General features: G+C 51.7%; 24 protein-coding genes, 2 tRNA genes, 1 rRNA gene and 1 pseudogene. 9 read left to right on the forward strand and 19 right to left on the reverse strand.

Annotation, left to right across the window (positions count from 1 at the left end; genetic code table 11):
* Nucleotides 1-99 precede the first annotated feature (99 nt).
* Nucleotides 100-678 carry a D-sedoheptulose 7-phosphate isomerase gene (gene lpcA, locus SK35_RS19595; RefSeq protein WP_016151815.1) on the reverse strand — a complete coding sequence of 193 codons (579 nt, stop codon included), beginning with the start codon at nucleotides 676-678 and terminating at the stop codon, nucleotides 100-102.
* A gap of 239 nt (nucleotides 679-917) precedes the next feature.
* Here lpcA and fadE point away from each other — a divergent pair, with 239 nt between their 5' ends.
* The 3 genes from fadE (at nucleotide 918) to SK35_RS19610 (ending at nucleotide 4,830) form a co-directional block, all read left to right on the forward strand.
* A complete protein-coding gene (fadE, locus tag SK35_RS19600) occupies nucleotides 918-3,362 on the forward strand; it encodes an acyl-CoA dehydrogenase FadE (RefSeq protein WP_003830821.1) in 2,445 nt (814 codons plus the stop codon).
* Nucleotides 3,363-3,472: 110 nt separating this feature from the next.
* Nucleotides 3,473-4,240 (forward strand): amidohydrolase, encoded by a 768-nt coding sequence (locus tag SK35_RS19605; RefSeq protein WP_048214872.1) that lies wholly within the window; start codon nucleotides 3,473-3,475, stop codon nucleotides 4,238-4,240.
* 179 nt (nucleotides 4,241-4,419) lie between these two features.
* Nucleotides 4,420-4,830 (forward strand): Spy/CpxP family protein refolding chaperone, encoded by a 411-nt coding sequence (locus tag SK35_RS19610; protein ID WP_003830819.1) that lies wholly within the window; start codon nucleotides 4,420-4,422, stop codon nucleotides 4,828-4,830.
* A gap of 15 nt (nucleotides 4,831-4,845) precedes the next feature.
* On the opposite strand, the gene SK35_RS19615 is transcribed toward SK35_RS19610, so the two are convergent.
* From SK35_RS19615 to SK35_RS19655, 9 genes are all read right to left on the reverse strand, one after another.
* Nucleotides 4,846-5,565: an EAL domain-containing protein gene (locus SK35_RS19615; protein WP_032942423.1), complete on the reverse strand. Its 720-nt coding sequence runs from the start codon at nucleotides 5,563-5,565 to the stop codon at nucleotides 4,846-4,848.
* A gap of 1 nt (nucleotide 5,566) precedes the next feature.
* The gene (locus SK35_RS19620; protein WP_048214873.1) at nucleotides 5,567-7,234 is read right to left on the reverse strand and encodes an O-antigen ligase family protein; all 1,668 of its coding nucleotides are present in this window, start codon (nucleotides 7,232-7,234) and stop codon (nucleotides 5,567-5,569) included.
* A 1-nt stretch (nucleotide 7,235) separates the two neighbouring features.
* The gene (locus SK35_RS19625) at nucleotides 7,236-7,778 is read right to left on the reverse strand and encodes a fimbrial protein (protein WP_003830815.1); all 543 of its coding nucleotides are present in this window, start codon (nucleotides 7,776-7,778) and stop codon (nucleotides 7,236-7,238) included.
* Between the two features lie 9 nt (nucleotides 7,779-7,787).
* Nucleotides 7,788-8,852 carry a fimbrial protein gene (locus SK35_RS19630; protein ID WP_020996610.1) on the reverse strand — a complete coding sequence of 355 codons (1,065 nt, stop codon included), beginning with the start codon at nucleotides 8,850-8,852 and terminating at the stop codon, nucleotides 7,788-7,790.
* Entirely contained in the window at nucleotides 8,849-9,454 is a 606-nt protein-coding gene (locus SK35_RS19635) for a fimbrial protein (RefSeq protein ID WP_048214874.1), read from the reverse strand. The genes SK35_RS19630 and SK35_RS19635 overlap by 4 nt, the downstream gene beginning before the upstream one ends.
* Before the next feature lie 12 nt (nucleotides 9,455-9,466).
* Nucleotides 9,467-10,243, reverse strand: a complete 777-nt coding sequence (locus SK35_RS19640; protein ID WP_156174774.1) for a fimbrial biogenesis chaperone — start codon at nucleotides 10,241-10,243, stop codon at nucleotides 9,467-9,469.
* 26 nt (nucleotides 10,244-10,269) lie between these two features.
* Nucleotides 10,270-12,741 (reverse strand): fimbria/pilus outer membrane usher protein, encoded by a 2,472-nt coding sequence (locus SK35_RS19645; protein WP_048214876.1) that lies wholly within the window; start codon nucleotides 12,739-12,741, stop codon nucleotides 10,270-10,272.
* A gap of 41 nt (nucleotides 12,742-12,782) precedes the next feature.
* Nucleotides 12,783-13,331: a fimbrial protein gene (locus tag SK35_RS19650; RefSeq protein WP_020996612.1), complete on the reverse strand. Its 549-nt coding sequence runs from the start codon at nucleotides 13,329-13,331 to the stop codon at nucleotides 12,783-12,785.
* Nucleotides 13,332-13,400: 69 nt separating this feature from the next.
* Nucleotides 13,401-13,949 (reverse strand): fimbrial protein, encoded by a 549-nt coding sequence (locus SK35_RS19655; RefSeq protein ID WP_003830808.1) that lies wholly within the window; start codon nucleotides 13,947-13,949, stop codon nucleotides 13,401-13,403.
* A gap of 750 nt (nucleotides 13,950-14,699) precedes the next feature.
* Between SK35_RS19655 and SK35_RS19660 the strand changes: the two genes are divergently transcribed.
* Both SK35_RS19660 and SK35_RS19665 read left to right on the forward strand, forming a co-directional pair.
* Nucleotides 14,700-15,383, forward strand: coding sequence for a winged helix-turn-helix domain-containing protein (locus SK35_RS19660; protein ID WP_228553202.1), 684 nt, complete (start codon nucleotides 14,700-14,702; stop codon nucleotides 15,381-15,383).
* A gap of 1 nt (nucleotide 15,384) precedes the next feature.
* On the forward strand, nucleotides 15,385-15,903 hold the full coding sequence (locus tag SK35_RS19665) for a hypothetical protein (RefSeq protein ID WP_003830806.1): 519 nt from the start codon (nucleotides 15,385-15,387) through the stop codon (nucleotides 15,901-15,903).
* Between the two features lie 155 nt (nucleotides 15,904-16,058).
* On the opposite strand, the gene SK35_RS19670 is transcribed toward SK35_RS19665, so the two are convergent.
* Nucleotides 16,059-16,135 (reverse strand) — tRNA-Asp (locus SK35_RS19670).
* 133 nt (nucleotides 16,136-16,268) lie between these two features.
* On the reverse strand, nucleotides 16,269-16,997 hold the full coding sequence (gene dnaQ / locus SK35_RS19675) for a DNA polymerase III subunit epsilon (protein WP_095533177.1): 729 nt from the start codon (nucleotides 16,995-16,997) through the stop codon (nucleotides 16,269-16,271).
* Between dnaQ and rnhA the strand changes: the two are divergent.
* A pseudogene (rnhA, locus tag SK35_RS19680) lies at nucleotides 16,951-17,529 on the forward strand (ribonuclease HI). The gene dnaQ and the pseudogene rnhA overlap by 47 nt on opposite strands.
* Here the strand turns inward: rnhA and SK35_RS19685 are convergent.
* A complete protein-coding gene (locus tag SK35_RS19685; protein WP_048214878.1) occupies nucleotides 17,526-18,248 on the reverse strand; it encodes a class I SAM-dependent methyltransferase in 723 nt (240 codons plus the stop codon). The pseudogene rnhA and the gene SK35_RS19685 sit on opposite strands and share 4 nt — an antisense overlap.
* Nucleotides 18,249-18,281: 33 nt before the next feature.
* On the opposite strand from SK35_RS19685, the gene gloB reads away from it, so the two are divergent.
* Together gloB and mltD are read left to right on the forward strand one after the other, a co-directional pair.
* The gene (gene gloB / locus SK35_RS19690; protein ID WP_008783773.1) at nucleotides 18,282-19,037 is read left to right on the forward strand and encodes a hydroxyacylglutathione hydrolase; all 756 of its coding nucleotides are present in this window, start codon (nucleotides 18,282-18,284) and stop codon (nucleotides 19,035-19,037) included.
* 71 nt (nucleotides 19,038-19,108) lie between these two features.
* On the forward strand, nucleotides 19,109-20,467 hold the full coding sequence (gene mltD / locus SK35_RS19695; RefSeq protein ID WP_048214879.1) for a murein transglycosylase D: 1,359 nt from the start codon (nucleotides 19,109-19,111) through the stop codon (nucleotides 20,465-20,467).
* 49 nt (nucleotides 20,468-20,516) lie between these two features.
* On the opposite strand, the gene SK35_RS19700 is transcribed toward mltD, so the two are convergent.
* The 3 genes from SK35_RS19700 to SK35_RS19710 form a co-directional block, all read right to left on the reverse strand.
* Nucleotides 20,517-21,287 (reverse strand): class I SAM-dependent methyltransferase, encoded by a 771-nt coding sequence (locus SK35_RS19700; protein WP_048214880.1) that lies wholly within the window; start codon nucleotides 21,285-21,287, stop codon nucleotides 20,517-20,519.
* A gap of 76 nt (nucleotides 21,288-21,363) precedes the next feature.
* Complete coding sequence (locus SK35_RS19705; RefSeq protein WP_008783770.1) at nucleotides 21,364-22,164, reverse strand: endonuclease/exonuclease/phosphatase family protein; 801 nt, start codon at nucleotides 22,162-22,164, stop codon at nucleotides 21,364-21,366.
* Between the two features lie 131 nt (nucleotides 22,165-22,295).
* Entirely contained in the window at nucleotides 22,296-23,471 is a 1,176-nt protein-coding gene (locus SK35_RS19710) for an MFS transporter (RefSeq protein ID WP_048216355.1), read from the reverse strand.
* A 104-nt stretch (nucleotides 23,472-23,575) separates the two neighbouring features.
* On the opposite strand from SK35_RS19710, the gene yafC reads away from it, so the two are divergent.
* Entirely contained in the window at nucleotides 23,576-24,490 is a 915-nt protein-coding gene (gene yafC, locus SK35_RS19715) for a DNA-binding transcriptional regulator YafC (protein ID WP_008783768.1), read from the forward strand.
* 21 nt (nucleotides 24,491-24,511) lie between these two features.
* Here yafC and dkgB read toward each other — a convergent pair whose 3' ends face one another.
* The 3 genes from dkgB to rrf form a co-directional block, all read right to left on the reverse strand.
* Complete coding sequence (dkgB, locus tag SK35_RS19720; RefSeq protein ID WP_048214881.1) at nucleotides 24,512-25,315, reverse strand: 2,5-didehydrogluconate reductase DkgB; 804 nt, start codon at nucleotides 25,313-25,315, stop codon at nucleotides 24,512-24,514.
* Nucleotides 25,316-25,479: 164 nt separating this feature from the next.
* A tRNA-Asp gene (locus SK35_RS19725) sits at nucleotides 25,480-25,556 on the reverse strand.
* 54 nt (nucleotides 25,557-25,610) lie between these two features.
* Nucleotides 25,611-25,726 (reverse strand): 5S ribosomal RNA (rrf, locus tag SK35_RS19730).
* Nucleotides 25,727-25,750: the final 24 nt, after the last annotated feature.

The following is a 25,750-nucleotide window of genomic DNA, read 5'->3' on the forward strand; positions in this document are numbered from 1 at the left end:
TGATGGCGCTGCGCTTATCAGGCCTACGTGGAGTTCATGTAGGCCGGATAAGACGTCTTCACGTCGCCATCCGGCAAAAACACAGAATAAATTACCCGCTTACTTAACCATCTCTTTTTCGATCAGCTGGATCAGGATATGGATCACTTTGATATGAATTTCCTGAATACGGTCAGCGTAGCCAAAGTGCGGCACGCGAATTTCGATATCCGCGCTGCCCGCCATTTTTCCGCCATCTTTACCGGTCAGGGTGATCACTTTCATCCCTTTCTCACGCGCTGCGGCAATCGCTTTAATTACGTTACCGGAATTACCCGAAGTCGAGATGCCTAGCAGGACATCACCTTCACGACCCACGGCTTCTACGTAGCGAGAGAACACATAATCGTAACCAAAATCGTTGCTGACGCAGGAGATATGGCTGACGTCAGAGATAGCGATAGCAGGGTAACCAGGACGGTTTTCACGATAGCGTCCGGTCAGCTCTTCGGCAAAGTGCATCGCGTCGCAATGGGAACCGCCGTTACCGCAAGAAAGTACCTTACCGCCCGCTTTAAAGCTGTCTGCCAACAGGACCGCCGCGCGCTGAATGGCGTGAATATTGGCGTCATCTTTAAGAAAATTAGCCAGCGTTTCCGCCGCTTCGCTCAGTTCGTTACGAATAAGATCCTGGTACATGAGGATATCCTTCAGCATGAATGTAAATGACAAGATGCAGTGTACCGGATAGCGCTACCAGCGAGAAGTACAAGCCACAGGAATGGCGGCGGCTTTTGATTTTTTGTGCCGGTTAAAACAGCAACAATGTGAGCTTTGTTGTAATTATTTTGTAAACACATTGCTAAAAGAATTTACATCCACTACAAACATATCATCACAAGTGGTCAGACCTCCTACAAGCAAGGGAGCTTTTCGTTATGATGATTTTGAGTATTATCGCTACGGTTGTTCTGCTCAGCGTTCTGTTTTATCACCGCGTGAGCTTATTCCTCAGCAGTTTAATTTTGCTCGCTTGGACGGCTGCGCTTGGCGTGGCTGGCCTGTGGTCAGTCTGGCTGCTGGTTCCTCTGGCCATTATCCTCGTGCCGTTTAACTTTACGCCGATGCGCAAATCCATGATCTCTGCGCCGGTGTTCCGCGGCTTCCGTAAAGTCATGCCACCGATGTCGCGTACTGAGAAAGAAGCGATTGATGCGGGTACAACCTGGTGGGAAGGTGACCTGTTCCAGGGCAAGCCTGACTGGAAAAAACTGCATAACTATCCTCAACCGCATCTGACCGCTGAAGAACAAGCGTTTATTGATGGTCCAGTGGAAGAAGCGTGCCGCATGGCGAACGACTTCCAGATCACTCACGAACTCGCGGATCTGCCGCCGGAACTGTGGGCATATCTGAAAGAACACCGCTTCTTCGCGATGATCATTAAGAAAGAGTACGGCGGGCTGGAATTCTCAGCATATGCTCAGGCTCGCGTTCTGCAGAAACTCTCCGGCGTTTCCGGGATCCTGGCGATCACCGTTGGCGTACCTAACTCATTAGGCCCAGGCGAACTGCTGCAACATTACGGCACCGAAGAGCAGAAAAATCATTACCTGCCGCGTCTGGCTCGCGGTCAGGAGATCCCATGCTTTGCTCTGACCAGCCCGGAAGCAGGCTCCGACGCAGGGGCGATCCCTGATACCGGCGTGGTTTGTATGGGCGACTGGCAGGGCCAACAGGTGCTGGGTATGCGCCTGACCTGGAACAAACGTTATATTACGCTGGCGCCTATCGCCACGGTACTGGGTCTGGCATTTAAACTCTCTGACCCGGAAAAACTGCTGGGTGGTGAAGAAGATCTCGGCATTACCTGTGCGCTGATCCCAACCTCAACGCCGGGCGTACAAATTGGGCGTCGTCACTTCCCGCTGAACGTGCCGTTCCAGAACGGTCCGACCCTCGGTAAAGATGTGTTTGTACCGATTGATTACATCATCGGTGGTCCGAAAATGGCCGGTCAGGGCTGGCGCATGCTGGTGGAATGTCTGTCTGTGGGACGTGGTATTACCCTGCCGTCTAACTCGACGGGCGGCGTGAAATCAGTCGCAATGGCCACCGGCGCATATGCGCACATTCGTCGCCAGTTCAAAATCTCCATCGGCAAGATGGAAGGTATTGAAGAACCGTTGGCACGTATTGCCGGTAACGCCTACGTGATGGACGCTGCGGCATCACTGATTACCTACGGCATTATGCTGGGTGAAAAACCGGCGGTGCTGTCGGCTATCGTGAAATATCACTGTACCCACCGTGGGCAGCAGTCAATCATCGATGCGATGGATATCACTGGCGGTAAAGGCATTATGCTTGGCGAAAGCAACTTCCTCGCCCGCGCTTATCAAGGTGCGCCAATCGCCATTACCGTTGAAGGTGCCAACATTCTGACCCGTAGCATGATGATCTTCGGTCAGGGTGCGATTCGCTGCCATCCGTATGTTCTGGAAGAGATGGCTGCGGCACAGAGTAACGATGTGAATGCGTTCGACAAGCTGCTGTTCAAACACATCGGTCACGTTGGCAGTAACAAAGTGCGCAGCTTCTGGCTTGGCCTGACACGTGGCTTAACCAGCAGCACGCCAACCGGCGATGCGACCAAACGTTACTACCAGCACCTGAACCGTTTGAGCGCCAACCTGGCCCTGCTTTCAGATGTGTCCATGGCCGTACTGGGCGGTAGTCTGAAGCGCCGTGAACGTATCTCCGCGCGTCTGGGCGATGTGTTAAGCCAGCTGTATCTGGCCTCTGCGGTACTGAAACGTTATGACGATGAAGGCCGTAATGAAGCGGACCTGCCGTTGGTTCACTGGGGCGTTCAGGATGCGTTGTACAAAGCGGAACAGGCGATGGACGATCTGCTGAAAAACTTCCCGAACCGTCTGGTCGCGGGCTTGCTGAACGTGGTTATCTTCCCGACCGGTCGTCACTACGACGCGCCGTCTGACAAGCTGGACCATAAAGTCGCGAAGATTTTGCAGGTTCCGAGTGCTACTCGTTCTCGTATTGGTCGCGGTCAATATCTGACGCCAAGCGAGCATAACCCGGTTGGTTTGCTGGAAGAGGCGCTGCTGGATGTCATTGCAGCCGACCCTATCCACCAGCGGATCTGTAAAGAGTTGGGTAAAAACCTGCCATTTACCCGTCTCGACGAACTGGCGCACAATGCGCTGGCGAAAGGGCTGATTGATAAAGATGAAGCCGCGATTCTGGTGAAAGCCGAAGCGAGTCGCCTGCGCAGTATCAACGTGGATGACTTTGAACCCGAGGAGCTGGCGACTCAGCCGGTAAAGCTGCCAGAGAAAGTGCGTAAAGTCGAAGCCGCATAACGATATACGCACAACGTTTAGCCCCGCTTAATGCGGGGCTTTTTATTGCCACATTTTCATTAATGCTCATGCTACAGTGTCAAAATGTTGTTCAACGAGGAGCCTCGATCGTGCCTGGTTTGAAAATTACTCTGCTGCAACAACCCTTGATCTGGATGGATGGCCCGGCCAACCTGCGCCATTTTGACCGACAACTGGAAACCGTCGCCGGACGTGATGTCATCGTGTTGCCCGAGATGTTTACCAGTGGATTTGCCATGGAAGCGGCAAATAAATCGTTGCCGCAGGAAGAGGTCGTCAGTTGGATGCGCGCCAAGGCGCAACAGACTAACTCCCTGATCGCTGGCAGCGCTGCTATCCAGTCTGAACGCGGCCCGGTAAACCGCTTTTTTCTGGTTGAGCCCGAAGGTAATGTGCATTTCTACGACAAGCGCCATCTGTTCCGCATGGCGGATGAGCATCAGCATTACCAGGCGGGTGACGCGCGCGTTATTGTTGAATGGCGCGGCTGGCGCATTCTGCCGTTGGTCTGTTATGACCTGCGTTTTCCGGTATGGTCGCGCAATCGCAACGATTACGACCTGGCGTTGTATGTTGCCAATTGGCCTGCGCCGCGTTCGCTGCACTGGCAGCTTCTGCTTGCCGCACGGGCGATTGAGAACCAGGCTTATGTAGCAGGATGTAACCGCGTGGGCACAGACGGTAACGGCCATCATTATCGCGGTGACAGCCGGGTGATTAATCCGCAGGGTGAGATTATTGCCACCGCCGAGCCGCATCAGGCCACACGCATTGACGCCGAGCTGTCACTCTCAGCGCTGCGCGAGTATCGCGAGAAGTTTCCCGCCTGGCAGGACGCCGACCCGTTTACGCTATAACTATCGCCTTCACTCCCGCTGCGCTACGTTTCTTGTGGCGGGATTGTTTCACTCCGTAACCAACCGCAAAACAAATTCGCGTGGCGACATGCGGTGAGCATCGTATTCTGCAAAGGATAATCACTCGTAACCAGCGGGTGGCAGACAATGTCGATAATTTCCTTATCAGGATTTCAATAATGAAGAACTTCTTACGCATGACTTTGCTGGCGGCTACCTTAGCGGGCGCTTCTTTTAGTACGCTTGCAGCAAACGTATCCAATGTTCCTGCTCCAGCTCAGGACCCGGTCGTTCAGCATCTTAAGCTGACCAACGACCAGGTGGCGCAGATTAAAAAACTGCACCAGCAACTTGAAACCAACGTAAGCCAGATTTCGGTGAAAGATGTTAAAGACGGCGCGTTGATTGACGTCATCAAGTCCGGGAAATGGGATGAAGCTGCCGTTCAGAAACAGCTTTCTGCGTTCAGCAACATCGAACAGCAGGCGCGTTATTATCGCGTAAAATACTATTTTGACCTGAACAAAGTGCTGACCCCAGAACAGCGCCAGCAGGTGCAAAAAGATATCGCACAGACGCTGAGCGAGTAATTGTCAGAGCCTGAGTCAGCAATGATTCAGGCTTTTCGGTAAAATTTCCTGCTCAAACAGAAAGCCCTGTACAGCATCTGCGCCGCTCATACGGCAAATGGCATAATCCTGTGGCGTTTCTACTCCCTCAATGACAACCCGCTCACCCAGCCCACGAAATTGATTGACCAGAACCCTCAACTGCCACTCCGATGTTCTGAACTGATGAAACATTCCACTTTCAATTTTGATGGCATCGAAACGGATGCCCGACAGCCGCCAGACAAAAAATAGCTCAGGCGAAACATCATCCAGCCACACGCGAAACCCGTGACGCACCAGCGTTTTTACGGCGATGCATACGGCCTGCTGCTCTGCCTTATCCAGGCGCATCATGGAGCCCGGATCCTGAATTTCAATAACAATCCTCCCCTGATGCACCTGCTTTGTGAGACGTGTGATCCATGACAGACTGGTCAGCATCCTGACGGATAAATTCAGCGAATAGCTTCCAGAGAGAGCCAGCACCCGCTGCATTTGCCATAGAAAAAGCTGCTGTTTTGCCGCAATGGAAAGGTGCTTGAAAAACAAATCCAGTGGGAGCGGTGTGCGTACCTGGCTTAACACCTCACAGACATCCAGCGATGCGTCATCAAAAAAATGAATGCGCTGCAAACGGATCCCGGTGATCCGCAGCAGTTCGGCGTTGCGGGGAAGTTCTGGCACATAACGGGCCTGTTCACTGAATCTGTTCATATCATTCCATTATTTTATTAAAAGGACGCCGTGCATCCTGCAGCCACGGGATACGGCGATCGTTTGGGTATATCAGGCAAAAGCGCGTCGCCAGACGATGCGCCTCGACCAGGTCGCGCTGTTGCAACGCCAGTAAGATTTGCGTGAAGGAGACATTAGGGTCTGGGTGAACGCGCACATAGTCAGGCGCCCAGCGGCGAACCTCCTCCAGCCAACGTGCGTCCCGGGAACGCTGATACCGTTGCAGATACCCCATCTGGACATCAAACCGATAGCGACTGGTAAGAAGCCAGCCTCCGACAGGGAGCGGTTCGGCAAGTTGCCACTGCGTTGACTGCCTCTCCGCCAGCGTCAATTGCTGTTGCGTGTGCAGCGTGAGAAGCAGCAATGGCGCGACGGTCAGTAACGAGATAAACCCTGCCGCGCGAATCAGCGACGTCGACGTAAGCGCCAGGCGTATTCCCGTTCGCGCGTTGTCTGCACATCGAAGCAGCAGGATCAACAGCAGCCAGTGTGGCGTTGACTGCCTGACGGGGTATTCCGTCAACATATGAATAACCACCGGCAGTGCCGCCACCAGGCAGGCACGACGCCAGCAATTACCGTGCAGCCAGAGCCATAAACCTCCCGCTATAAAACAGAGTGCCCCCGCCAGCCCAACCAGACCGCCCTCCACCAGCCACAGCACCAGTTCGTTGTGCGGATGCGAAATGCTGCCCAGCCCCAATGGCCCCGCGCATTCGAGAAATACGGCAGCAAAACTGCCCACGCCCCACCCCATCCACGGGCGTTCGGCAAATAATTCCAGCGACATTTTCAGCACCGTCCAGCGCACTTGAGAAGTCGTCAGATGATCGACCGTGACCACTGACAAAAAATGGCGAGCGGCTGCGCCTGTCGCCACGCCTAACGCCAGCGGCAGTAGAAGCAGCAGTAGCGTGCGCCGTTGCGCCGGGAAAACCGCCAGCAGCAGCACTTCACCGACGACCAGAGACAGGTAGCCGGTTTGCGACTGAGATTCATGCAGCACAAATCCCATCAACACCAGGCCCATCCCAATGACAATTCGATACCCGTCGCGTAGCCGTAAAAAGAGCAGTACTGACAGCAGCACGCCGCAGGCCGTGAAGCTGGCCAGCAGATTGACCTGCTGAAAAATCCCGTAGGGCCGCGTGCCGCGTCGCCAGGCAAACTCCCAGTACTCAACGCCCGGCAAATGCCAGTACTGATAGACAAACGCCAGACATTCAATCACGCACGCCCCCCATAACAGAGCCAGCAGCGCCGTCAGGGTGTTTGCCGTGAGCGGAATTTGTAATGTGACCAGATAGACGCTCACACCTCCCAGTAACGTCCCCGCCACCAGCAGTGCCTCGGCCTGCCAGACATCAGGCGTTAGCAGGCAAAGCAACGTCAGGATGAACGCCCCGACTGTAAAACACGCAGCGGGCACAGTGATGCGCCAGCGTTGGCGAGGAACCAGCATCAATACGCTTGCAGCCAGTACAACAGCGTAGATCCAGCTCGTAATATTAAGCGGCAACGACAGGCCGCTGCCGCCGTTGTTCGGCCAGTAGAGATGCATGGCCCCACACCAGAAAAACAGACTAATACCGAGCAATAATTTCTGCGCAGGCAGCGGCGCAATGCGATTCAGTACGTTCATCATGCTACTGGTAGTTCAACGTCCAGGTCCCGCTGGCGCTGAACGGACCGTATTCGAGAGACTGATTTTTTATCGCCGATGGCTCCGCTGCGACCCACGCCAAGAAATTCAGCGTCATCGAACCTTCTGTTATCTCTTTGACTGACGTGCTCTCATCAAGGCGGATTGCCGTGCCGTCCTCTTCGCTCATCCCAATCCCGATCCCTGACGCACCGCCTTGTTCACTACTATCCAGCGCCAGATGATCGGTCAGCTCCGCATCCTCACGACCGCTGAAGGTAACCGAGATCCCACGGAAAACCTCCGGGTTGCAGTCGCGTAACTGGATGCTGAATTTTTCCGGCTTACTGCGCCCCGAGAGATAGAGATCCTGTGTCGCGATTTGCTTGAAATCGACCTCGATTTTGTCGCCTCCCGGTGCAAGGCTGCAGGCCAGGGCTCTGATGGTGCCGTGAAAATACATATCGCCGCCGACCAGTTTGGTGTCGGCCTGCGCCATGCCACCTAGCAGTAACATACTGGTCGCGAATAACGCCGAGAATCTCATGACATCCCCCTACTGAAACTGCGCGACAACGGTGGCAGAGGCTTCAAATTCACCTTCTTTCACACTTCCCACGCCCGGCTTTGCCACCGGTGCGGCGGTGAGATTCCAGTCGCCCTGATTCTGGTAAAACCCCTTCACGTTGTAGAATTGATTGGGCACGACGGTGCCACCACTCTCGTCTTTAAGCATAATGCCGAGATCGTCGCGCTTTTGTCCGCCGCTCAGCGTGCCAAGGAGATTACCGTTAAACCCCGCCGTGCCTGACGCCGTGGTCGTTTGTATACCAAGATTAATGTTCAGCGCACCCTGATCGAAGCTCCCGCCTTCACAGACCACATGTATAGGGACTGACTTGCTGTAGTTAGTGCCGTTGAGCCGGGCAGCGGATCCAGGCAGATCGCCAAACTCAATGCTGATTTTGTCTCCCCGGTTGAAGGTGCATTTGTCCGGGACAGTAATTAGCCCGGATTTAATCACCACGCGAGAAATCGCCGTGGTTGGCGTAGGTCCCGCGCTTCCCATGCGCCCGGCCACCTCCACCAGCGACTGGGAAGTGATATTGATGCCATTGATAATGGGTTTAGTGACAATAAACGTCACTTTCCCTTTTGAACCACTTTCAACGTTAGTCGCTCGCGTGTAGCCCTTACGTTTTTTACAGCTGTTGTTGCTGTTGCGGTTTGAAACGTTGGTAAAAGGCGCCTGCACATATTTTTTATAGCCCCCGGCAACCCACACCTGAACTTCCACATCCAGATACTCGTTTAGCCGAAAACGGTTCGCCCCCTGATTTGAAGGCGGCATCGTGGTTGTGGTGGTGTAGTAAATTGGTGCTCGGGAGATGTCAGCCTGTTCGCAATAGAAATTCACCACATACCAGCCGCCCAGATTCCATGGGAACGGCTCCGTTCTGCCACCCACGTGGTTTTTGCTGACATCCAGCGAGCTCAGTTCAATATCGTACTGATGCGGCGACCCACCTTCCGGCTCACCTTCTCCCTGTGTAAATGCCTGCCCGGCCAACGGACAGCCTGCCAGCACCACCCACAACAGCGTTTTACGTAATACGCTCATAGATACTCCAGCTTAAGTCTGACCAGACCGTTAAATTCTCCGGCGGTCACCTCTCGCCCAAAAGATTCCAGCGCGGCAAGAAAATGAATGGCGTTATCGCCCGGTTTGAGGATCCACATGCGTTGCGGTTGGTTCAGGTGGATTAACTGATTACGTTCAGTCAGTAGTCGGATGCCCGCGCCGCGAACATCGCCACGAATACGCCCCAAATCGCTGTTTTCCGGTGCGCCTTCAGCCATTAGCGTCATCGAAACACCACGCTCCACCGTGCTGTGCGCAAGCTCAGGCATCTCACTGGTCTGCCCAGGGAAATCCCTTAAGGTATGACCGGAGCCCTTTAAACAGCCATTCAGATACAGCGTGACCAATACCGGATCGCTGCGATCGCCGCCCTGGCGAAATCGGCTGGCGGAAATATCACCAAGATCGATAGTCTGATCGCGGGAGGCCATATCCAGCACGCACGGCGAAACGAACACCCGACCATGAAAGCGGACGTTGCCATACTCGCCGGACACGTTGCTCATATCCTGGCGACCGCTTGTGGCCTGAACCGAGCAGGCCATGCCCGCCATCAGCAGAGCGCAAAGCATCTTTTTCATTTACGAATCCTGTTACCGGGGCTGTTGCTCCATCGGCAATGCTTTACACACATTGCCTGTGCAGCTGAATTTCAATTCGGGATGACCGCCAAAATCGTTCACATACATCATGCTGAACTGGCTAACGCTGCCGTCGGCCACGCTGAAATCGAGAGATGACTTTGGTGAAACCATAATCCCAGGGAAGTCAGTCAGCCTGTCGCCGCCCTGCGCCTCAGACTTGCGGCTTAAGCCGATTAAGGTAACGAAGTACGGCGTTGGGTTATCCACACTCCAGCGCTGCCCCTGCTTATGAAAGACCAGTTGGTTTTGCCACACGGCGCCCGGTGTTTCCGGCACGATGGCGGTCGGACGGTAGAACAGTTTGATGCGCGACTGCATCGCCAGTTGCAGCACGTTCGGCTTATCCGGCTTGGGCGGAATTTCACGCACATTCAGGTAGAACAGACTTTCGCGATCCTGCGGCAGAGCGTTAATACCGCTGGTTTTTGTCACACGCGCAATGCCCTTTTGCCCGCCGTTAATCCGTTGCAGCGGCGGTAAAACCATCAACGGCGAGGTAATTTTTGTTCCATTAGCGTCTTCCACCCACGACTGAGCCAGAAACGGAATGCTCGGACTGGTGTTGGTTAAGTTCGCGCTGACAGATCGCGCATCACCAGTGATGATCAGACGGGTACGGTCAAGTGCAATGCCCGCCCATGAGGCGTTGATCTCTGCAATAAAAAGCAGACCGCAGACCACGGGTTTGAGCCAACGCTGCACGGAGTAAAATGCTTGATTTTTCATGACAAAATTCATTCAGGTTATTGATATTATTCACAAGGCAACAGCACGTTACCTTCCGGGTTGATTTGTTGCGGCACCTGTAAGTGACACTGCGCGCGACCGCCCCAGGCAACAGAAAGACGCTCGGCTGGATTCACACCCGCAATCCAGGCCATGCCGTTTTCCATCACCATGGCGACGCTGACACCGTTGGCGTTAAACACTTCGGCACCAAACGGCGGTACCGAACCATCTTTCAGGCGCAGCAGCGCCATCATTTTTTGCCCCTGCGCCACAGCGAAGCGCTGATAACCAATCGCGCCTTCCGTCAGGGTGTTGGTGACGATGGCTTTGGTCGCGGAAATGTCCTCGTCCATTGCGTCCACATCGATACGGGTATCAAAGCTGTGATAGCTGACGACGTCCGGTACGACGGCAATACCGAAGCGGTTTGAGTGCGCCTGTTCGCCGTTCAGCGGTACATTCGCCACACCGTCGGTATCAACCATCACCCTGGCGGTATTCATCGACGCCTGGCTGTTGTGTAGCGCCGCGCCATGACGCGTTGCGGTAAAGCCGCCGCGCATCGTGCCGCCAACGGAGAAATAGCGTGATTGCTGCCAGCTGACGTTAGATTCCAGTTCCGCCATCATGCTGCGATGCTTGTAGTAGCCATCAAACGCGGTGTGCCCTTCACCGGAAACCCCTGCGCGCAGTCGCCATGGATTGTTACGGTCGCGGTTATCGGAATACGAAACCATCTGACTGGTCTGGCTGCCGCTGTTTTGCACTTCATAATCCATTGAGCGGCCATCGCTCCATGGCACCGAAATGGACAGCGAAAGGCTGTCGTCCCGTTTGCCCTGATACTCAGAGCGGTAAGCGGCAAGGTTGGCACTGATCCCCTGAATGCCTGCGAACGAAAAGCTGTGCCCCATCGACATCCCGTAACGATCCTGAGAGCCACGATCCCAGTAATTCTGGTGGGTATAGGTCAGGTACAGCGTGGTCGCTAATTGCGGGTCGTCAGCAAAAAAGGTCTTGTTACCGGTGATGGTGTACATCTCTTTTTCGTTGCCGGCGCTGTTGTTATTTTCATACTGCTCGTCGAGGAACTGCGAGAAGGTGCGGAAGTTACGCTGTGAAAAACGGTAACCGGCAAAGGTGATGGCGCTGTTGTATTCATCAAAGGTTTTGGCATAACTGAGCTTAAAGGACATCCCTTTTTGTTCAGCCTGATGCTTCACCCGGCTCACGGATTGCGTCGCATCAGCCGACAGCGCGCCCAGCCAGCTCAAATCCCGCCCAATCCCCATCGACCAGGCGTTATAGCGATCGCCAGTGAGTAACGCGCCACCGTATAGTGACCACGCATTGCTGACCCCCCATGAAAAATCACCGCTATAAAATGCAGGTCCCTGGACGTCGTGGTTATAACGCGATGGCTTACCGACGGCGGCGTTGTAACGAACATAGCCCGGGCGCGTCAGATAAGGGATATCGGCCGTATTGACCTGAAAGGTTTGTACGCTGCCATCCTGCTCTTCGACGCGAACATCCAGCGTGCCGCGTACCGAGCCGTGTAGATCCTGAATATTAAATGGCCCCGCAGGAACGGTGGTTTGATAGATAACACGCCCTTGCTGACTGACGGTGACCTTCGCATTACTGCGGGCGATGCCGTGCACTTCGGGCGCGTAGCCCTGCAAATTCGGTGGTAGCATGCGCTCGTCGCTGGCGAGGTTAGCCCCGGTAAATCGCACTGAATCAAACACCTGGGAATTCAGATATATTTCACCGACCGTCAGTTTTGCAGCCTGCATCGGTAACGGGCGATAGGCATAGATCTGATCCCAGTCGATACGCCCACGATTTTCATCCGAAGCATAATTGGCCTGATACTGGCCACGAAAGCGCCACGCACCGAGGTTAAAGCCCGTCTGTCCATAACCAGACAGTGAGCGGTAATGATCGCCACCTTGTTCGTAATGTGTGGCCTGGCCCGAAACGCTGTAGTCGAAAATCAGTCCCGCGACGCCGTTATCCCAGCGCTCCGGCGGCGTCCAGTCTGGATCGGTATATTTCATCCATGCCTGAGGCACGGTAATGTCCAGTACGCCTGCGCTATTATTCAGCACCACACCCGGCAGGCGGGAAATGTCATAGCAGGTCGCGCTAATCGGATGAATATAGGTCAGCGCCTCTTCTTTGAGCGCCAGTAATTCGAGCTGTTGCGGCGTCAGGCACGCCATGGATTTATGCGAGTTGGCAGGATCAACGATATAACGGATCGACTGCTGAGGGATCTCCTGGCTGTTAATACGAACATCCAACAGATATTCTCCGGGAGTCACAAAGTTGCCTTCGGAAAAACGCTGTAAATCGACATTTTGTCTGTCACTGGCATCCAGGACGTCAGTATTAAATTCAATAGACTCATCCGCTTCAGCCCATGAAGAGGCACAGACCAGAGCAATTAAAAGCGCCAGACGTTTTTTATCTGTTTTCAGCGTGATCATTTTCGTTCGCAAACCTTCAGATACCCGAATTGCTGTGCAGCTCAGAGATAATTCACAACAAAATGCGTGACTGCAGTAAATTCACCAGACGTCATTCTTCCGTCGCGGGAGATCAAATAAGCCGTAAAATTGAGCGTGTTTTTCCCGGGGTTAAGCGCATAATCCGGTGATGGCTCACCTAAATGAATTTGCTTGCCTTTGCCGTCATATATTTCTATCGCTAAATTTTCAGTTTCCGATTGCACGCTCAGATAATCAGGATTGTCACTATCCGGTGCGCCGGAAAAGGTAATATTGGCGCGTTGGAACAGATTCCCAGGGTGTTGAGAATCCCCTAATGAACATCCCAGCAAATGAATGCTGAAATCATGCGCAGATACTTTTTCAGGTTTTCCGGAAATATCTCTGGCTGAGAGGTCATCAAATTCAACCAGCAGCGACCGGTCGCGTGGATCGACATAACAGGCAGCCTCAATAATATTTCCCCGCATGCGCATTTTGCCGGGCGTACTGACAAGACGATGGGTGTCAGCCAAAACCCATGCAGGCGATATGAAGATAAAAAGCAGTAAAATACGCCATCCAGGCATCACCGCATTTCCTTTCAGTTATTCGCAGGAAGGGTTAAGCAGGCGCATAATTGCGCCCGCAGCAGATCGTTACTGATAATCGATCTGGAAATTAACGGTAGATTCGAAGTCACCCGGGGTTACGGCTGCGGATGCGTTGTTGGCCTGCAGGTAAGCAACGAAATCAATGTCGGTTTCGCCATCGGTAATGTTGACCTGAGATGCGGCTTCGCCCCATTTCACATCCTGATTACCACTGTCAATCATACCGATGCCCGCGCCCTTTGCTGTACCCGAGGTAAATGCAGCCAGCGCATTGTTGTCGGTATCAATCGTTGCCGGGGTGTAGGTTACTGTGGCGGTTTTCGCAACAGTTGTATCGCAGCCCTGCAGAACGATTTTGGCATGCTTAACACCAGCACGTTGGTTGTCTTTTAACTGAGAAGTTGGGATCTCACCAAAATTAACCTGCACCGGGCTGGATTCAGGGGCCAGACCGCATGCGGAATTAACCAGAGAACCAGTGAAGTGAATTTTACCGTTAGTCGGTTCAACATTTTTTGCAGCGAAAGCAGAAGATGCAGTAAAAGTCATTCCCGCCATCAGCGCACAAGCCACAGCCACGTTTTTCATTTTCATATTACTACTTAACCTTATATCTGTTTTTTGGTTATTCCGACGATCTATTTCCACAGACAATTTATGCAAGGGAAACCCTGATCTGCTGGTGGCGGAAGCGCATTTCCTTGCAAACAATCCATCTCAAGCCACCCTGTATTTTGAACTTCATTGGTATTCCATCCGAAATACCGCCCACAGTTGTTTACGCTGTTTCGGGGCTTATATTAAGTCGACGAAAAAATGACACAATGCAAAAATCCGGTATTAATCAAACTCAGGGAATCGTGTTGTAACACTGTCTGTAGAGCGATCGTTTACCTAAAAAACAGCCAAAAAACACGCCAATACCAGTGTTAATGTCTATTATTTATAATTTTTATAGAGTTTTTATCTATCAACTATTTTTTTATTTAGCCAGAAGAACAGGCAAAATGTATTTATGAATGTTTTGTAAAAATGAAATTGGGCATCAAAATCGAGTAATGACAATAAGATAGTGAAAGAGAGGAAGGAGATTGGAGGATTCTATTAGATATATTAAGAGATTGTTATATAAATATTAATAAAGCGATCTATGGTGCAATCATTTTTTATAAATGAATTATGTTATGCTATTGCTTCCCCCACTCGAATGCGAGATATCCTGCTTTAAAGGAGACATCAGTGATTTCTCATATACCAATAAACAAAATTAAATCCGTAATTATTGGTGAAGGCTTAGTTTTCAGACCACATAAAAATACCCTAAAAGACCTGGCATCTGGTGAAATGGCCACATTGAATAATGTGGCAACACAATTACTGCTCTATCTGTTGCAAAATGGTAAAGAGATATCCTCACGCGATGAAATTCTGCGGAATGTTTTCCAGCATAATGGCGCCAGAGCGACGGATGCTAATCTCAATCAGCACATTTCATTTCTGCGCAAAGCAATAACGTCTACGGGCCATCCTGCAGAACTGATCGTCACCATTCCGCGAATAGGATTTCGGATGAGCGACGCCAGTATCAATATTCAGCAACTGGAGGAATCGCAAGCGCCCACCAGAATAGTCAATGTTGCATTGACGCCTAGGAAAAAGAAACGAAACCTGTGGCCTGTCACGATAACAACGTTAATTACCAGCATCGCCGTGCTGGCGACAGCGTGGTTAACATGGATACCCAATGAAATCGCGATGACGGACGCGGCGATCCTGCGGACTATCGACTACGAGCAATGCCGTGTGCATATATTAGGAAACGCCCTCACCGACACCATAACCGAAAAAAAAGCGCTGGATATTTTCAAGTCCGTGGGTATTAACCCCAACTGTTCGTACCCAAAAGATCTGTATCTCAATACCTGGGCGAGCAACCATAATCTGGTTGAGTGGTCGTTTGCCGCTGAATGCGGGCTAAACCTCGGCTATTACCATTGCATCAGCCAGTATCGCCATCATGAGGAATGATATGAAGCAGGAAAGCGATCACTCTCCTTTACTATGGTCAGTCGTGATTGCCATTTTTGGGCTAGCGGCTATCGCTTTTTTTATTATCGCCGGGAATGCGAAAAAACAAGAAATCAGTTTTTCCTGCTCCTCGGAATTCACGTCGATACTCGACATCCAGAATACAAAAAAGGAACTCCACGGAATAATGCTGATAACCAGCTACAACTCCGGACACCTTTCATTGTCAGTCCAGGGGAAACTCAAAAGTGACGACGGCGAGTTCGCTGTTAACCGAAAACTGTTTTTTCGCTATGCCCGTCCACTCGGCCATACCGCAGGCGTTTTTATGCTCACTCCCGATGGTCGGGAAAAATCCCCCGATGATGATGCAACGGACGCTGTCGACTATCTCTTCTTCGACGCTTACGAACGTGCCGACAAGCTGTATATGCTAAAGCACCTGAATGAGGAAACGGTTCTTATTGGCGATAACTTTTCACCCCGCTTCGCCTGCGTGATGAATCACTTCGCGAGTTAATCGCCTTCTGGATATCCGTCGGGTTAAGGATGACCTGATGTGTTGCCCACCCGAAAGCTCGGGCGCGGTCGATAAAGCGTGGTAATGAGAATATTATTTTGGCAGGCTAAAACGACGAAAGCCTGAATCATTTCTGATTCAGGCTTTCTGAATAGTGGCGGAATGGACGGGACTCGAACCCGCGACCCCCTGCGTGACAGGCAGGTATTCTAACCAACTGAACTACCACTCCGCGTTGTGTTCCGCTTGGGAACGAAGCGAATATTACGGATTGCCTCGCGCCTCGTCAACGCTTTTTCTCACGTTTTTAATCGTTTGCTGCAAAAATCACCCGAATGGCCATTTTCATACGGTAAACGTACAAACTATGCCCGCCAGAGGCAACTTCCGCCTTTCTTCTGCACCAGGTCAAGGCGTGACTCATGGGCCGCTAACTCTTCATCAGTGGCGAAAACAACGCGTAGTTTACTGGACTGTCGCACAATACGCTGGATCCCCGTGTCATTCTGCTGCTGGCTGTCGCCTTCCATTGAGAACGCCATCGTGGTCTGCCCGCCGGTCATCATCAGATAAACGTCGGCCAGAATCTGGGCATCGAGCAATGCGCCGTGCAGGGTTCGTTTACTGTTGTCTATCTCATAGCGCGAGCATAACGCATCAAGGCTGTTTCGCTTGCCAGGAAACATTTTCCTCGCCAGCGCCAGGCTATCGGTTATTTTGCAAAATTCATTCGTCTTCGGAATATCACGCTTGAGCTTCGCGAATTCGTAATCCATAAAGCCGATATCGAACGATGCGTTATGAATGACCAGCTCCGCGCCGCGAATGTAGTCGAGAAACTCGTCGGCTACATCGGCAAACGTAGGTTTATCGAGCAGGAATTCGTCTGCGATTCCGTGTACGCCGAACGCTTCCGGGTCCACCAGCCGGTCCGGCTTCAGGTAAACGTGGAAGTTATTGCCGGTCAGGCGGCGGTTCACCACTTCAACCGCACCGATCTCAATGATCTTGTGGCCTTCATAGTGGGCGCCAATCTGGTTCATACCGGTGGTTTCGGTATCGAGGACGATCTGTCGTGTAATTCCAGTGCTCATAACGGTCATTTATGTCAGACTTATCGTTTGATTTCGATTTGCTAAAACAGGAAGTCTACCAGAGATGCTTAAACAGGTAGAAATTTTCACCGATGGTTCTTGCCTGGGAAATCCAGGGCCTGGTGGTTATGGGGCGATTTTACGCTATCGCGGGCGCGAAAAAACCTTTAGCGAGGGCTACAACCTCACCACTAATAATCGCATGGAGCTGATGGCGGCAATCGTTGCGCTGGAAGCCCTGAAAGAACAGTGTGAAGTGATACTCAGCACGGACAGCCAGTATGTGCGTCAAGGCATTACGCAGTGGATCCACAACTGGAAGAAGCGCGGCTGGAAAACAGCAGATAAAAAACCGGTGAAGAACGTCGATCTGTGGAAACGTCTCGATGCCGCGCTGGGGCCGCATCAAATCAAATGGGAATGGGTTAAAGGCCATGCGGGCCATCCGGAAAACGAACGCTGCGATGAGCTTGCGCGCACCGCGGCCATGAGCCCAACTCAGGATGATATTGGGTATCAGACTGAGGCTTAAGCGTCCGGTTTACGGTATTGCCGGGTCGCGCCAACGGCATGACGGATAGGCGTTTTGCTTTTATTTTGTTTCATCGGGTTGAGCGTAAGCGGAATGGTTCGCTTGCGCGCAACCACCAGCTGTAAACAGCCCAGCGCGGGGATATGGGCACTTAACATTTTCCCGCCCTTCTTGTTCCAGGGCAGAACATGAAAACGACTATAGTGCAGCACTTCAAAATTCAGTAATGATAGCCAGTCCAGTTGACGCATGAGGGTAAACATCCGACTGTTATAGGGCGATGTCTTGCGCAATACGGGCACCAGTTTACGCAATCCCATCAAGCTTACCGGGTTAAAACCGCTCAGAATCAACCAGCCGTCATCAATCAACACGCGATCGGCTTCACGCAGTAGGCGATGCGGATCGGAGCACCACGGTAACGTATGGGCCAATAAACAGACATCCACGGACTTATCGGCAAAGGGAAGATGCAAAGGATCGGCCGTCACCTGCATGGGAGATCCCTGCAAAGAAACATTTACCTGATGAGAAACCGCGCACGCTTCAGAATCGATTTCTGCGCTTAAATTACCAACCTTAAGCAGATGAAAACCGTACATTTTTGCAAACCACGGGTTAAGCTGATGCTCCAGCGCCTCACGATAGTGTTCGCCCCAGGGCAAATCATCCCAGCTAACGGGCGCTACGACAGTTTGAGGGATCCTTGCCGGTTTCATCACAACCTTCCGTTACGCATTGAGAGGTAATATATGAATCTTAACAGTATTCCTGCATTTCAGGACAATTACATCTGGGTCCTGTCAAATAATGACCAGCATTGTCTGATTGTGGACCCGGGTGAAGCGGCTCCTGTTTTGAAAGCCATTGCAGAGCATAACTGGGTGCCGGAAGCCATTCTGCTAACCCACCATCATCAGGATCACGTGGGTGGAGTGAAAGAACTCCTGCAACATTTCCCACAAATAGTGGTATACGGACCGGCTGAAACGCAAGATAAGGGAACGACACACGTAGTTGAAGATGGCGATATTGCACTCGTTTTGGGGCATGAATTTAGGGTAATTGCTACTCCGGGTCACACTTTAGGACATATCTGTTACTTTAGCCACCCTTACTTATTTTGTGGTGACACGCTCTTTTCTGGCGGTTGCGGTCGACTTTTCGAAGGTACAGCAACTCAAATGTATCAATCACTTAAAAAAATAAACGAACTTCCTGACGATACATTAATTTGTTGCGCACATGAGTACACATTAGCAAACATGAAGTTTGCCTTAAGCATTCTCCCGCACGATTCGTTCATAAATGAATATTATCGTAAAGTTAATGAGTTACGCGTAAAAAAACAAATGACACTACCCGTAATTCTGAAAAATGAGCGGCGAAATAATCTTTTTTTGAGAACGGAAGATATTGATTTAATTAATGAAATCAACAAAGAAACAATATTGCAACAACCTGAAGAGCGTTTTGCCTGGTTAAGGTCAAAGAAAGATACGTTCTGACAATTCCGGGTTGCCTTTTGAAAACTTCGCCGTTATGATCGGTCGTCTTTTAAGCAACTATTGACACACACATGAAGGCAAAAGCGATATTACTCGCCTCTGTCCTGCTTGTTGGGTGCCAGAATACTGGTAACGTCCAACAACACGCACAGAGCCTTTCTGCAGCTGGTCAAGGGGAAGCAGGAAAGTTTACAAGTCAGGCGCGATGGATGGACGACGGAACATCTATCGCTGCTGATCAAGATTTGTGGGCTTTCATTGGTGACGAGCTAAAGATGGGAATTCCGGAAAACAGCCGGATTCGCGAACAGAAACAGAAGTATTTACGCAATAAGAGCTATCTCCACGATGTAACTTTACGGGCAGAGCCGTATATGTACTGGATAGCCGGGCAGGTTAAGAAACGTAACATGCCTATGGAACTGGTACTACTACCCATAGTGGAGAGCGCTTTTGATCCTCACGCAACGTCTGGCGCCAATGCCGCAGGTATTTGGCAGATCATTCCGAGCACGGGGCGCAATTATGGTTTAAAACAGACCCGCAGTTATGATGCACGTCGCGACGTTGTGGCTTCCACCACCGCCGCGCTGGACATGATGCAGCGTCTGAACAAGATGTTTGATGGCGACTGGCTGCTGACCGTTGCTGCTTATAATAGCGGTGAAGGTCGTGTCATGAAGGCAATCAAAACGAACAAAGCTCGTGGTAAACCCACTGACTTCTGGTCGTTGCCATTGCCTCAGGAAACGAAGCTATACGTGCCCAAAATGCTGGCATTGAGCGATATACTCAAAAACAGCAAACGCTATGGCGTGCGTCTGCCAACAACAGACGAAAGCCGCGCGTTGGCACGTGTTCGCCTGAGTAGCCCGGTTGAGATGGCTCAGGTTGCTGATATGGCGGGTATTTCCGTCAGCAAGCTGAAGACCTTCAATGCAGGCGTGAAAGGCTCCACGTTGGGTGCCAGCGGCCCGCAATATGTGATGGTGCCAAAGAAGCATGCAGAGAAGCTGCGTGAGTCTCTGGCTTCAGGCGAAATTGCAGCCGTGCAGTCAACGCTGGTCGCGGATAACACGCCGCTGAACAGTCGTAGCTACAAAGTTCGCTCTGGCGATACGCTTTCTGGCGTCGCGTCACGCCTTGGCGTGAGCACCAATGACCTTAAGCAGTGGAATAATCTGCGCGGGTCATCCCTGAAAGTGGGTCAAAGCCTGACGGTGGGTGCGGGTACCAGCGCACAGCGTCTGGCGAACAACAGCGATAGCATCACCTATCGTGTGCGTAAAGGCGACTCGCTGTCGAGCATTGCCAAACGTCACGGAGTTAACATCAAAGATGTCATGCGCTGGAACAGCGATACGGACAATCTACAGCCAGGCGATCAGCTCACGTTGTTTGTGAAAAACAACGGTATGCCGGACTCCTGATAGCATTGTAGAAATGAAGGCACTGGATTCCCCCCAGTGCCTTTTTTATTTATCCCGCTTTATGTGCCTCAACCATTATCGTGTCGCTGGTAAACGAGCCATCTTCCTGTAACGCAAAGTAGGCTTTCACGTCTGCAGAAGCACTTTGTTGGTATGCACGAATCGCGTCGCTCAACGCCGCGGGCGTACGCATCCTCGCGACCCACGAACTGAACTCCAGTGGCAGGCGATCGGTTAACAAAGTATCGGCAATCAAATTGGCATCGTTGATTAACGACAGCCACTCTCCACTGGAATAGTTACGAACGTGCGAGGTATCGCGTAACGCCTCCACGGTTTGCAACCAGATATCACGTACTGGGTGGCCTGGCGACATCACATCCATCACAATTAATACACCACCGGGCTTCAGAACGCGGTTCACTTCCCGCAGCGCGCGTCCGACATCATGCCAGTGATGCGCAGAATAGCGGCTAATCACCACGTCAAATTCGCTATCTTCAAATGGCAGACTTTCGGCATAACCCTGGCGTGTGGCGACATTCTCCAGGCCTCTGTCATTTGCCGCCTCAGCGACCACCTCAAGCATCTGCGACGATAAATCATAAGCCACAACCTGCTTTACGTGTTGCGCGGCTACAAAGCTGGCATGCCCCGCTCCACATCCCATATCCAACACACGGGCCTGCGGAAATGCCGACAACCTTTCCCCCAGACGCTGCAAGTCACGGCCAGAGGCGTGCACCGTACTGGTTAAATAGGCATTAGCCTGAGAGCCAAACTGTTTTTCAACGTTGTCATGGTGAGAGCGTGTTGTCATTGTGTTGTCCTTCGGTTGTTGTGAAATAGGAAGGGCAACCATCACAGGCCTGCCCTACGGCAGACCTGACACACCGTTATTGTTCAGGTTTGCCGGGACTGAATTCAACGAGTAGCGGGTTGTGATCGGATGCACGGGTGACCAGCACAGAGGCTTCACTCACGTTCAGACCACGATAGAACACAAAATCGAGAGGGCGACCAAACGCGCGTCGGCGCTGATCGTCAGTAAAACGTACCTGGCGCAGCGACATTTCACGCGCAAAGCGGTACAGCGCATTCATCCGTCGACGACTCCAGGCATTAAAATCACCGGCCATAATAACCGGACCGCTGTGATGAGCAATCTGATCGCCAATGGGAAGTAACTGCTTACTATAAACATCGACGCCGAGGCTAAAGTTAACCGCGTGGATATTCACCACCATTAATAATCGAGAGTCAGGCAGCGGATACACCGTTACCAGAGCCGATTTTGCCAGCCGTAAAATAGGCTCACGCTCGCGCAATGGACAACAGTAAACAGGATGAGCAGCAGAGAGCGTCATGACGCCAGAGGGATGCTGAGGCAGCACAAAGGCAGGAACCTGATCGGCAGCAAGGTAGTTAGCGGTCGCAAACTGCACCAGTTCTGGCGTGGTTTGCGCTTCCTGTAATAATACCAGATGCGCATCTTTGCCAAAATTCTTCAGCACCGACTGCCATTCTGCGCGCTGCTGTTTAAAAATATTCCATACCAGCACGCGAATGCGGTCTTCACTACTTAACGGAACGCCTGCGGGTAATGCCTGGCCAATATGCGCAAACGACCCCGGCGGTAAAATCCGCTCGGCGGGTTGTCCGGCAACATAACGCATGGCATAGGTGTTTTTTCGCACTTTAGACTTTCAAACCTCTGTAACGTCAACCAGTCCGCAGCCGGACTGGTTCTTCTGTTATAGGGATTTTAGCACTCACTTTCAACGAACAATTGCAGTTTGTTTTGTAAGTGGGCGCTTACATCAATGATTTACCCCAGAGCAACACGCACGGGTTTATCAAGACGACCGCTGACACCCATCAGCAGGAAAGCTACCAGAACAATGAGGGCGCCAATCCACGGCGTCTGTGCTAAACCATAATGCTCGACCGTTTGCCCGCCAATCACTGACCCCAGCGCAATCCCAATGTTAAACGCCGCAATGTTTAGCCCTGACGCCACATCTACAGCATTAGGCGTAAATTGCTCAGCTTTCTGTACCACGTAGACCTGCAATCCCGGTACGTTACCAAAGGCAAAGATCCCCATCACCAGAATGGTAGCCAGCGCGGCGTATTGCGTGGAGGCCGTCAGTTGGAAGACCATCAGCAGAACAAACAGCGCGGCGAAAATGAATTTCAGCGCCGGAACCGCACCATGTTTATCCGCCAGCTTACCGCCCCAGATATTACCGATAGCCACTGAAACACCGTAACCCAGTAAGATCCAGCTTACTGCTGCGGGAGAGAATCCCGCCAGATCCTGCATCATCGGTGCAAGGAAGGTGAATGCCGTGAATACACCGCCGTAGCCCAGTGCCGTAACGGCGTAAATCAGCAACAGACGGGGATGAGTCAGCACCTTCACCTGGTCGCGAATGCTGGCGGCAGCACGACCGGGAATGTTGGCAGGGATCAGTAACTGGCTACTGATCAGTGCAATCACGCCTAACATTGATACCGCGAGGAAAGTCTCACGCCAGCCAAAGTGCTGACCGATAAATGTTCCCAGCGGCACGCCGGTGACTAGCGCCACCGTTAAGCCACCAAACATAATGGCAATGGCGGAAGCCGCTTTCTCTTTTGGCACCAGACTTGTCGCGATGGTAGAACCAATCGAGAAGAATACGCCATGTGCCAGCCCAGTCAGCAGACGAGCAACAATGAGTGTCATATACCCGGGTGCCTGCCATGCCAGCATATTCCCCGCCGTAAACAGAACCATCAGCGCAACCAGTAACTGTTTACGTGGCAGGCGTCCGGTCAGAGCGGTCAGTACCGGCGCGCCAATTGCCACACCCAGCGCATAGATTGAAACCAGCATCCCGGCGGAAGGTAACGAGATCGCCAGCTGTTGAGCGATGGTCGGCACCAGACCAACAATCACAAACTCGGTAGTGCCTATAGCGAAGGCACTTATTGTTAGTGCAAATAAAGCGAGAGGCATAAATAACTCCGTAACATCAGTAATCAGATGACACGCAGTATGCCTGGATGTTTTAATGACAAAAATATTCAAAATCTCAATATAATTTTGCGTCAGGTGCAAAAATGAAAGCAACCTCCGAAGAACTTGCAATTTTTGTGGCGGTAGTGGAAAGCGGCAGCTTTAGCCGGGCGGCAGAACAGCTTGGACAAGCCAATTCTGCGGTCAGCCGGGCAGTAAAAAAGCTGGAGATGAAACTGGGCGTCAGTTTGCTTAATCGCACGACCCGACAGCTAAGCCTGACCGAAGAAGGAGAGCGCTACTTCAGGCGGGTGCAGCAGATACTGCAAGAGATGGCTGCAGCAGAAACTGAAATCATGGAGTCGCGTAATACTCCGCGCGGCCTGCTGCGCATCGACGCAGCAACACCGGTGATGTTGCATTTCCTGATGCCACTAATCAAGCCGTTCCGGGAACGGTATCCCGAGATGACGTTGTCTCTCGTCTCCTCAGAAACGTTCATCAATCTTATTGAACGAAAAGTGGATGTTGCTATACGAGCGGGTACACTGACTGACTCGAGTCTACGTGCGCGTCCGCTATTTACCAGCTATCGTAAGATTATTGCCTCACCGGACTACATTGCCCGTTTTGGCAAGCCAGAGAGCGTCGAGGAGTTAAACCAGCATCTGTGTCTGGGGTTTTCCGAACCGGTTTCACTCAATACCTGGCCGATTGCCTGTAGCGACGGACAGCTGCATGAGGTTGAGTGCGGAATTTCTTCCAACAGTGGAGAAACGCTAAAACAGCTTTGCCTGAATGGCAACGGCATCGCATGTCTTTCAGATTATATGATAGATAAAGAGATCGCGCGGGGTGAACTGGTGGAATTATTGGCAGATAAACGTCTGCCGGTAGAGATGCCTTTTAGCGCAGTTTATTACAGCGATCGTGCCGTCAGTACGCGCATCCGGGCATTTATCGACTTTTTAAGTGAATATATAAGAACAGCTCCCGAAGGAGCTGTGAAAGAGGGTTAATGGGTACAGAGGGTCAGGCAATTAATCCCAATCAGGGGCCAGACCTTCCGGGCTGACCAGACGATCGTTGCAGTCCAGTGCCGCGATCGCTTTTTTATCTTCGGCATCCAGATGCAGTTCCAGCGCCAGCAGGTTGCTTGCCAGGTTTTCACGTTTGGTAGAAGAAGGAATTACGGAGTAACCTTCCCCCATTGCCCATGCCAGAATAACCTGCGCCGGGGTCGCGTTATGTTTAGCGGCAATGTGCGCAATCACTTCATCTTTCAGCGCTTTACCGTAAGCCAGCGTCATGTAAGAGGTGATGTGGATACCGTGTGCTTTCGCCCAGTCAACCACCTTACGGCTCTGCAGATACGGAGAAAGCTCAATCTGGTTAGTCGCGATATTCTCTGCACCTACTGCGGCAATGGCTTTTTCCATCAGCGGAATGGTGAAGTTTGAGATACCAATTTCACGAGTCAGTCCCTGCTGTTTTGCTTCGAGCAGCGCCTGCATGAATTCCTCAACAGATACCGCATCACCTGGAGATGGCCAGTGGATCAGCGTCAGATCGACATAATCTGTACGCAACTTCTTCAGGCTTTCTTTCAGGCTTGGGATCAGTTTTTCTTTGCTGAGATTTTCAATCCAGATCTTGGTGGTGATATACAGCTCGTTATGCGGTACGCCACTTTCGGCAATCGCCTGACCAACAGCCGCTTCATTATCATAGATTTGTGCAGTGTCGACAGCACGGTAGCCTAGCTCAAGCGCCGTTTTAACAGAAGCGATAACCACGTCGTCTTTCAGGCGAAAAGTACCTAAACCGAATGCAGGGATAGTCATAGAATTCCTCTTTTTAATCACTATGTTCGTTAACTGAGAGGATTATGAGCTTAAGCTCTTTATAGAAAAAGAGTGAAAAATGCAGAGGATTTTTGCGGATTCAGCAATAATTAAATTGCAAACAAAGAAAAAGCCCTGAGCGTTAGCTCAGGGCTCTTAATAAGTGGCGGAACGGACGGGACTCGAACCCGCGACCCCCTGCGTGACAGGCAGGTATTCTAACCAACTGAACTACCGCTCCACCGAATTTCTTTGTCACCACCCGGATTTTCATCCCGGTTTACTGCAATTTGATGCCTGGCAGTTCCCTACTCTCGCATGGGGAGACCCCACACTACCATCGGCGCTACGGCGTTTCACTTCTGAGTTCGGCATGGGGTCAGGTGGGACCACCGCGCTACAGCCGCCAGGCAAATTCTGTTTATCAACACGCTT

This window comes from Citrobacter sp. MGH105, from assembly GCF_001037485.2.
GTDB classification, from domain to species: domain Bacteria; phylum Pseudomonadota; class Gammaproteobacteria; order Enterobacterales; family Enterobacteriaceae; genus Citrobacter; species Citrobacter portucalensis.

What these genes read in the sequence shown, in the direction of transcription:
- lpcA (WP_016151815.1), bottom strand. Translation starts at nt 678, where the DNA reads ATGTACCAGGATCTTATTCGTAACGAACTGAGCGAAGCGGCGGAAACG.
- fadE (WP_003830821.1), top strand. Translation starts at nt 918, where the DNA reads ATGATGATTTTGAGTATTATCGCTACGGTTGTTCTGCTCAGCGTTCTG.
- SK35_RS19610 (WP_003830819.1), top strand. Translation starts at nt 4,420, where the DNA reads ATGAAGAACTTCTTACGCATGACTTTGCTGGCGGCTACCTTAGCGGGC.
- SK35_RS19615 (WP_032942423.1), bottom strand. Translation starts at nt 5,565, where the DNA reads ATGAACAGATTCAGTGAACAGGCCCGTTATGTGCCAGAACTTCCCCGC.
- SK35_RS19620 (WP_048214873.1), bottom strand. Translation starts at nt 7,234, where the DNA reads ATGATGAACGTACTGAATCGCATTGCGCCGCTGCCTGCGCAGAAATTA.
- SK35_RS19625 (WP_003830815.1), bottom strand. Translation starts at nt 7,778, where the DNA reads ATGAGATTCTCGGCGTTATTCGCGACCAGTATGTTACTGCTAGGTGGC.
- SK35_RS19630 (WP_020996610.1), bottom strand. Translation starts at nt 8,852, where the DNA reads ATGAGCGTATTACGTAAAACGCTGTTGTGGGTGGTGCTGGCAGGCTGT.
- SK35_RS19635 (WP_048214874.1), bottom strand. Translation starts at nt 9,454, where the DNA reads ATGAAAAAGATGCTTTGCGCTCTGCTGATGGCGGGCATGGCCTGCTCG.
- SK35_RS19640 (WP_156174774.1), bottom strand. Translation starts at nt 10,243, where the DNA reads ATGAAAAATCAAGCATTTTACTCCGTGCAGCGTTGGCTCAAACCCGTG.
- SK35_RS19645 (WP_048214876.1), bottom strand. Translation starts at nt 12,741, where the DNA reads ATGATCACGCTGAAAACAGATAAAAAACGTCTGGCGCTTTTAATTGCT.
- SK35_RS19650 (WP_020996612.1), bottom strand. Translation starts at nt 13,331, where the DNA reads ATGCCTGGATGGCGTATTTTACTGCTTTTTATCTTCATATCGCCTGCA.
- SK35_RS19655 (WP_003830808.1), bottom strand. Translation starts at nt 13,949, where the DNA reads ATGAAAATGAAAAACGTGGCTGTGGCTTGTGCGCTGATGGCGGGAATG.
- SK35_RS19660 (WP_228553202.1), top strand. Translation starts at nt 14,700, where the DNA reads ATGGCCACATTGAATAATGTGGCAACACAATTACTGCTCTATCTGTTG.
- SK35_RS19665 (WP_003830806.1), top strand. Translation starts at nt 15,385, where the DNA reads ATGAAGCAGGAAAGCGATCACTCTCCTTTACTATGGTCAGTCGTGATT.
- dnaQ (WP_095533177.1), bottom strand. Translation starts at nt 16,997, where the DNA reads ATGAGCACTGGAATTACACGACAGATCGTCCTCGATACCGAAACCACC.
- SK35_RS19685 (WP_048214878.1), bottom strand. Translation starts at nt 18,248, where the DNA reads ATGAAACCGGCAAGGATCCCTCAAACTGTCGTAGCGCCCGTTAGCTGG.
- gloB (WP_008783773.1), top strand. Translation starts at nt 18,282, where the DNA reads ATGAATCTTAACAGTATTCCTGCATTTCAGGACAATTACATCTGGGTC.
- mltD (WP_048214879.1), top strand. Translation starts at nt 19,109, where the DNA reads ATGAAGGCAAAAGCGATATTACTCGCCTCTGTCCTGCTTGTTGGGTGC.
- SK35_RS19700 (WP_048214880.1), bottom strand. Translation starts at nt 21,287, where the DNA reads ATGACAACACGCTCTCACCATGACAACGTTGAAAAACAGTTTGGCTCT.
- SK35_RS19710 (WP_048216355.1), bottom strand. Translation starts at nt 23,471, where the DNA reads ATGCCTCTCGCTTTATTTGCACTAACAATAAGTGCCTTCGCTATAGGC.
- yafC (WP_008783768.1), top strand. Translation starts at nt 23,576, where the DNA reads ATGAAAGCAACCTCCGAAGAACTTGCAATTTTTGTGGCGGTAGTGGAA.
- dkgB (WP_048214881.1), bottom strand. Translation starts at nt 25,315, where the DNA reads ATGACTATCCCTGCATTCGGTTTAGGTACTTTTCGCCTGAAAGACGAC.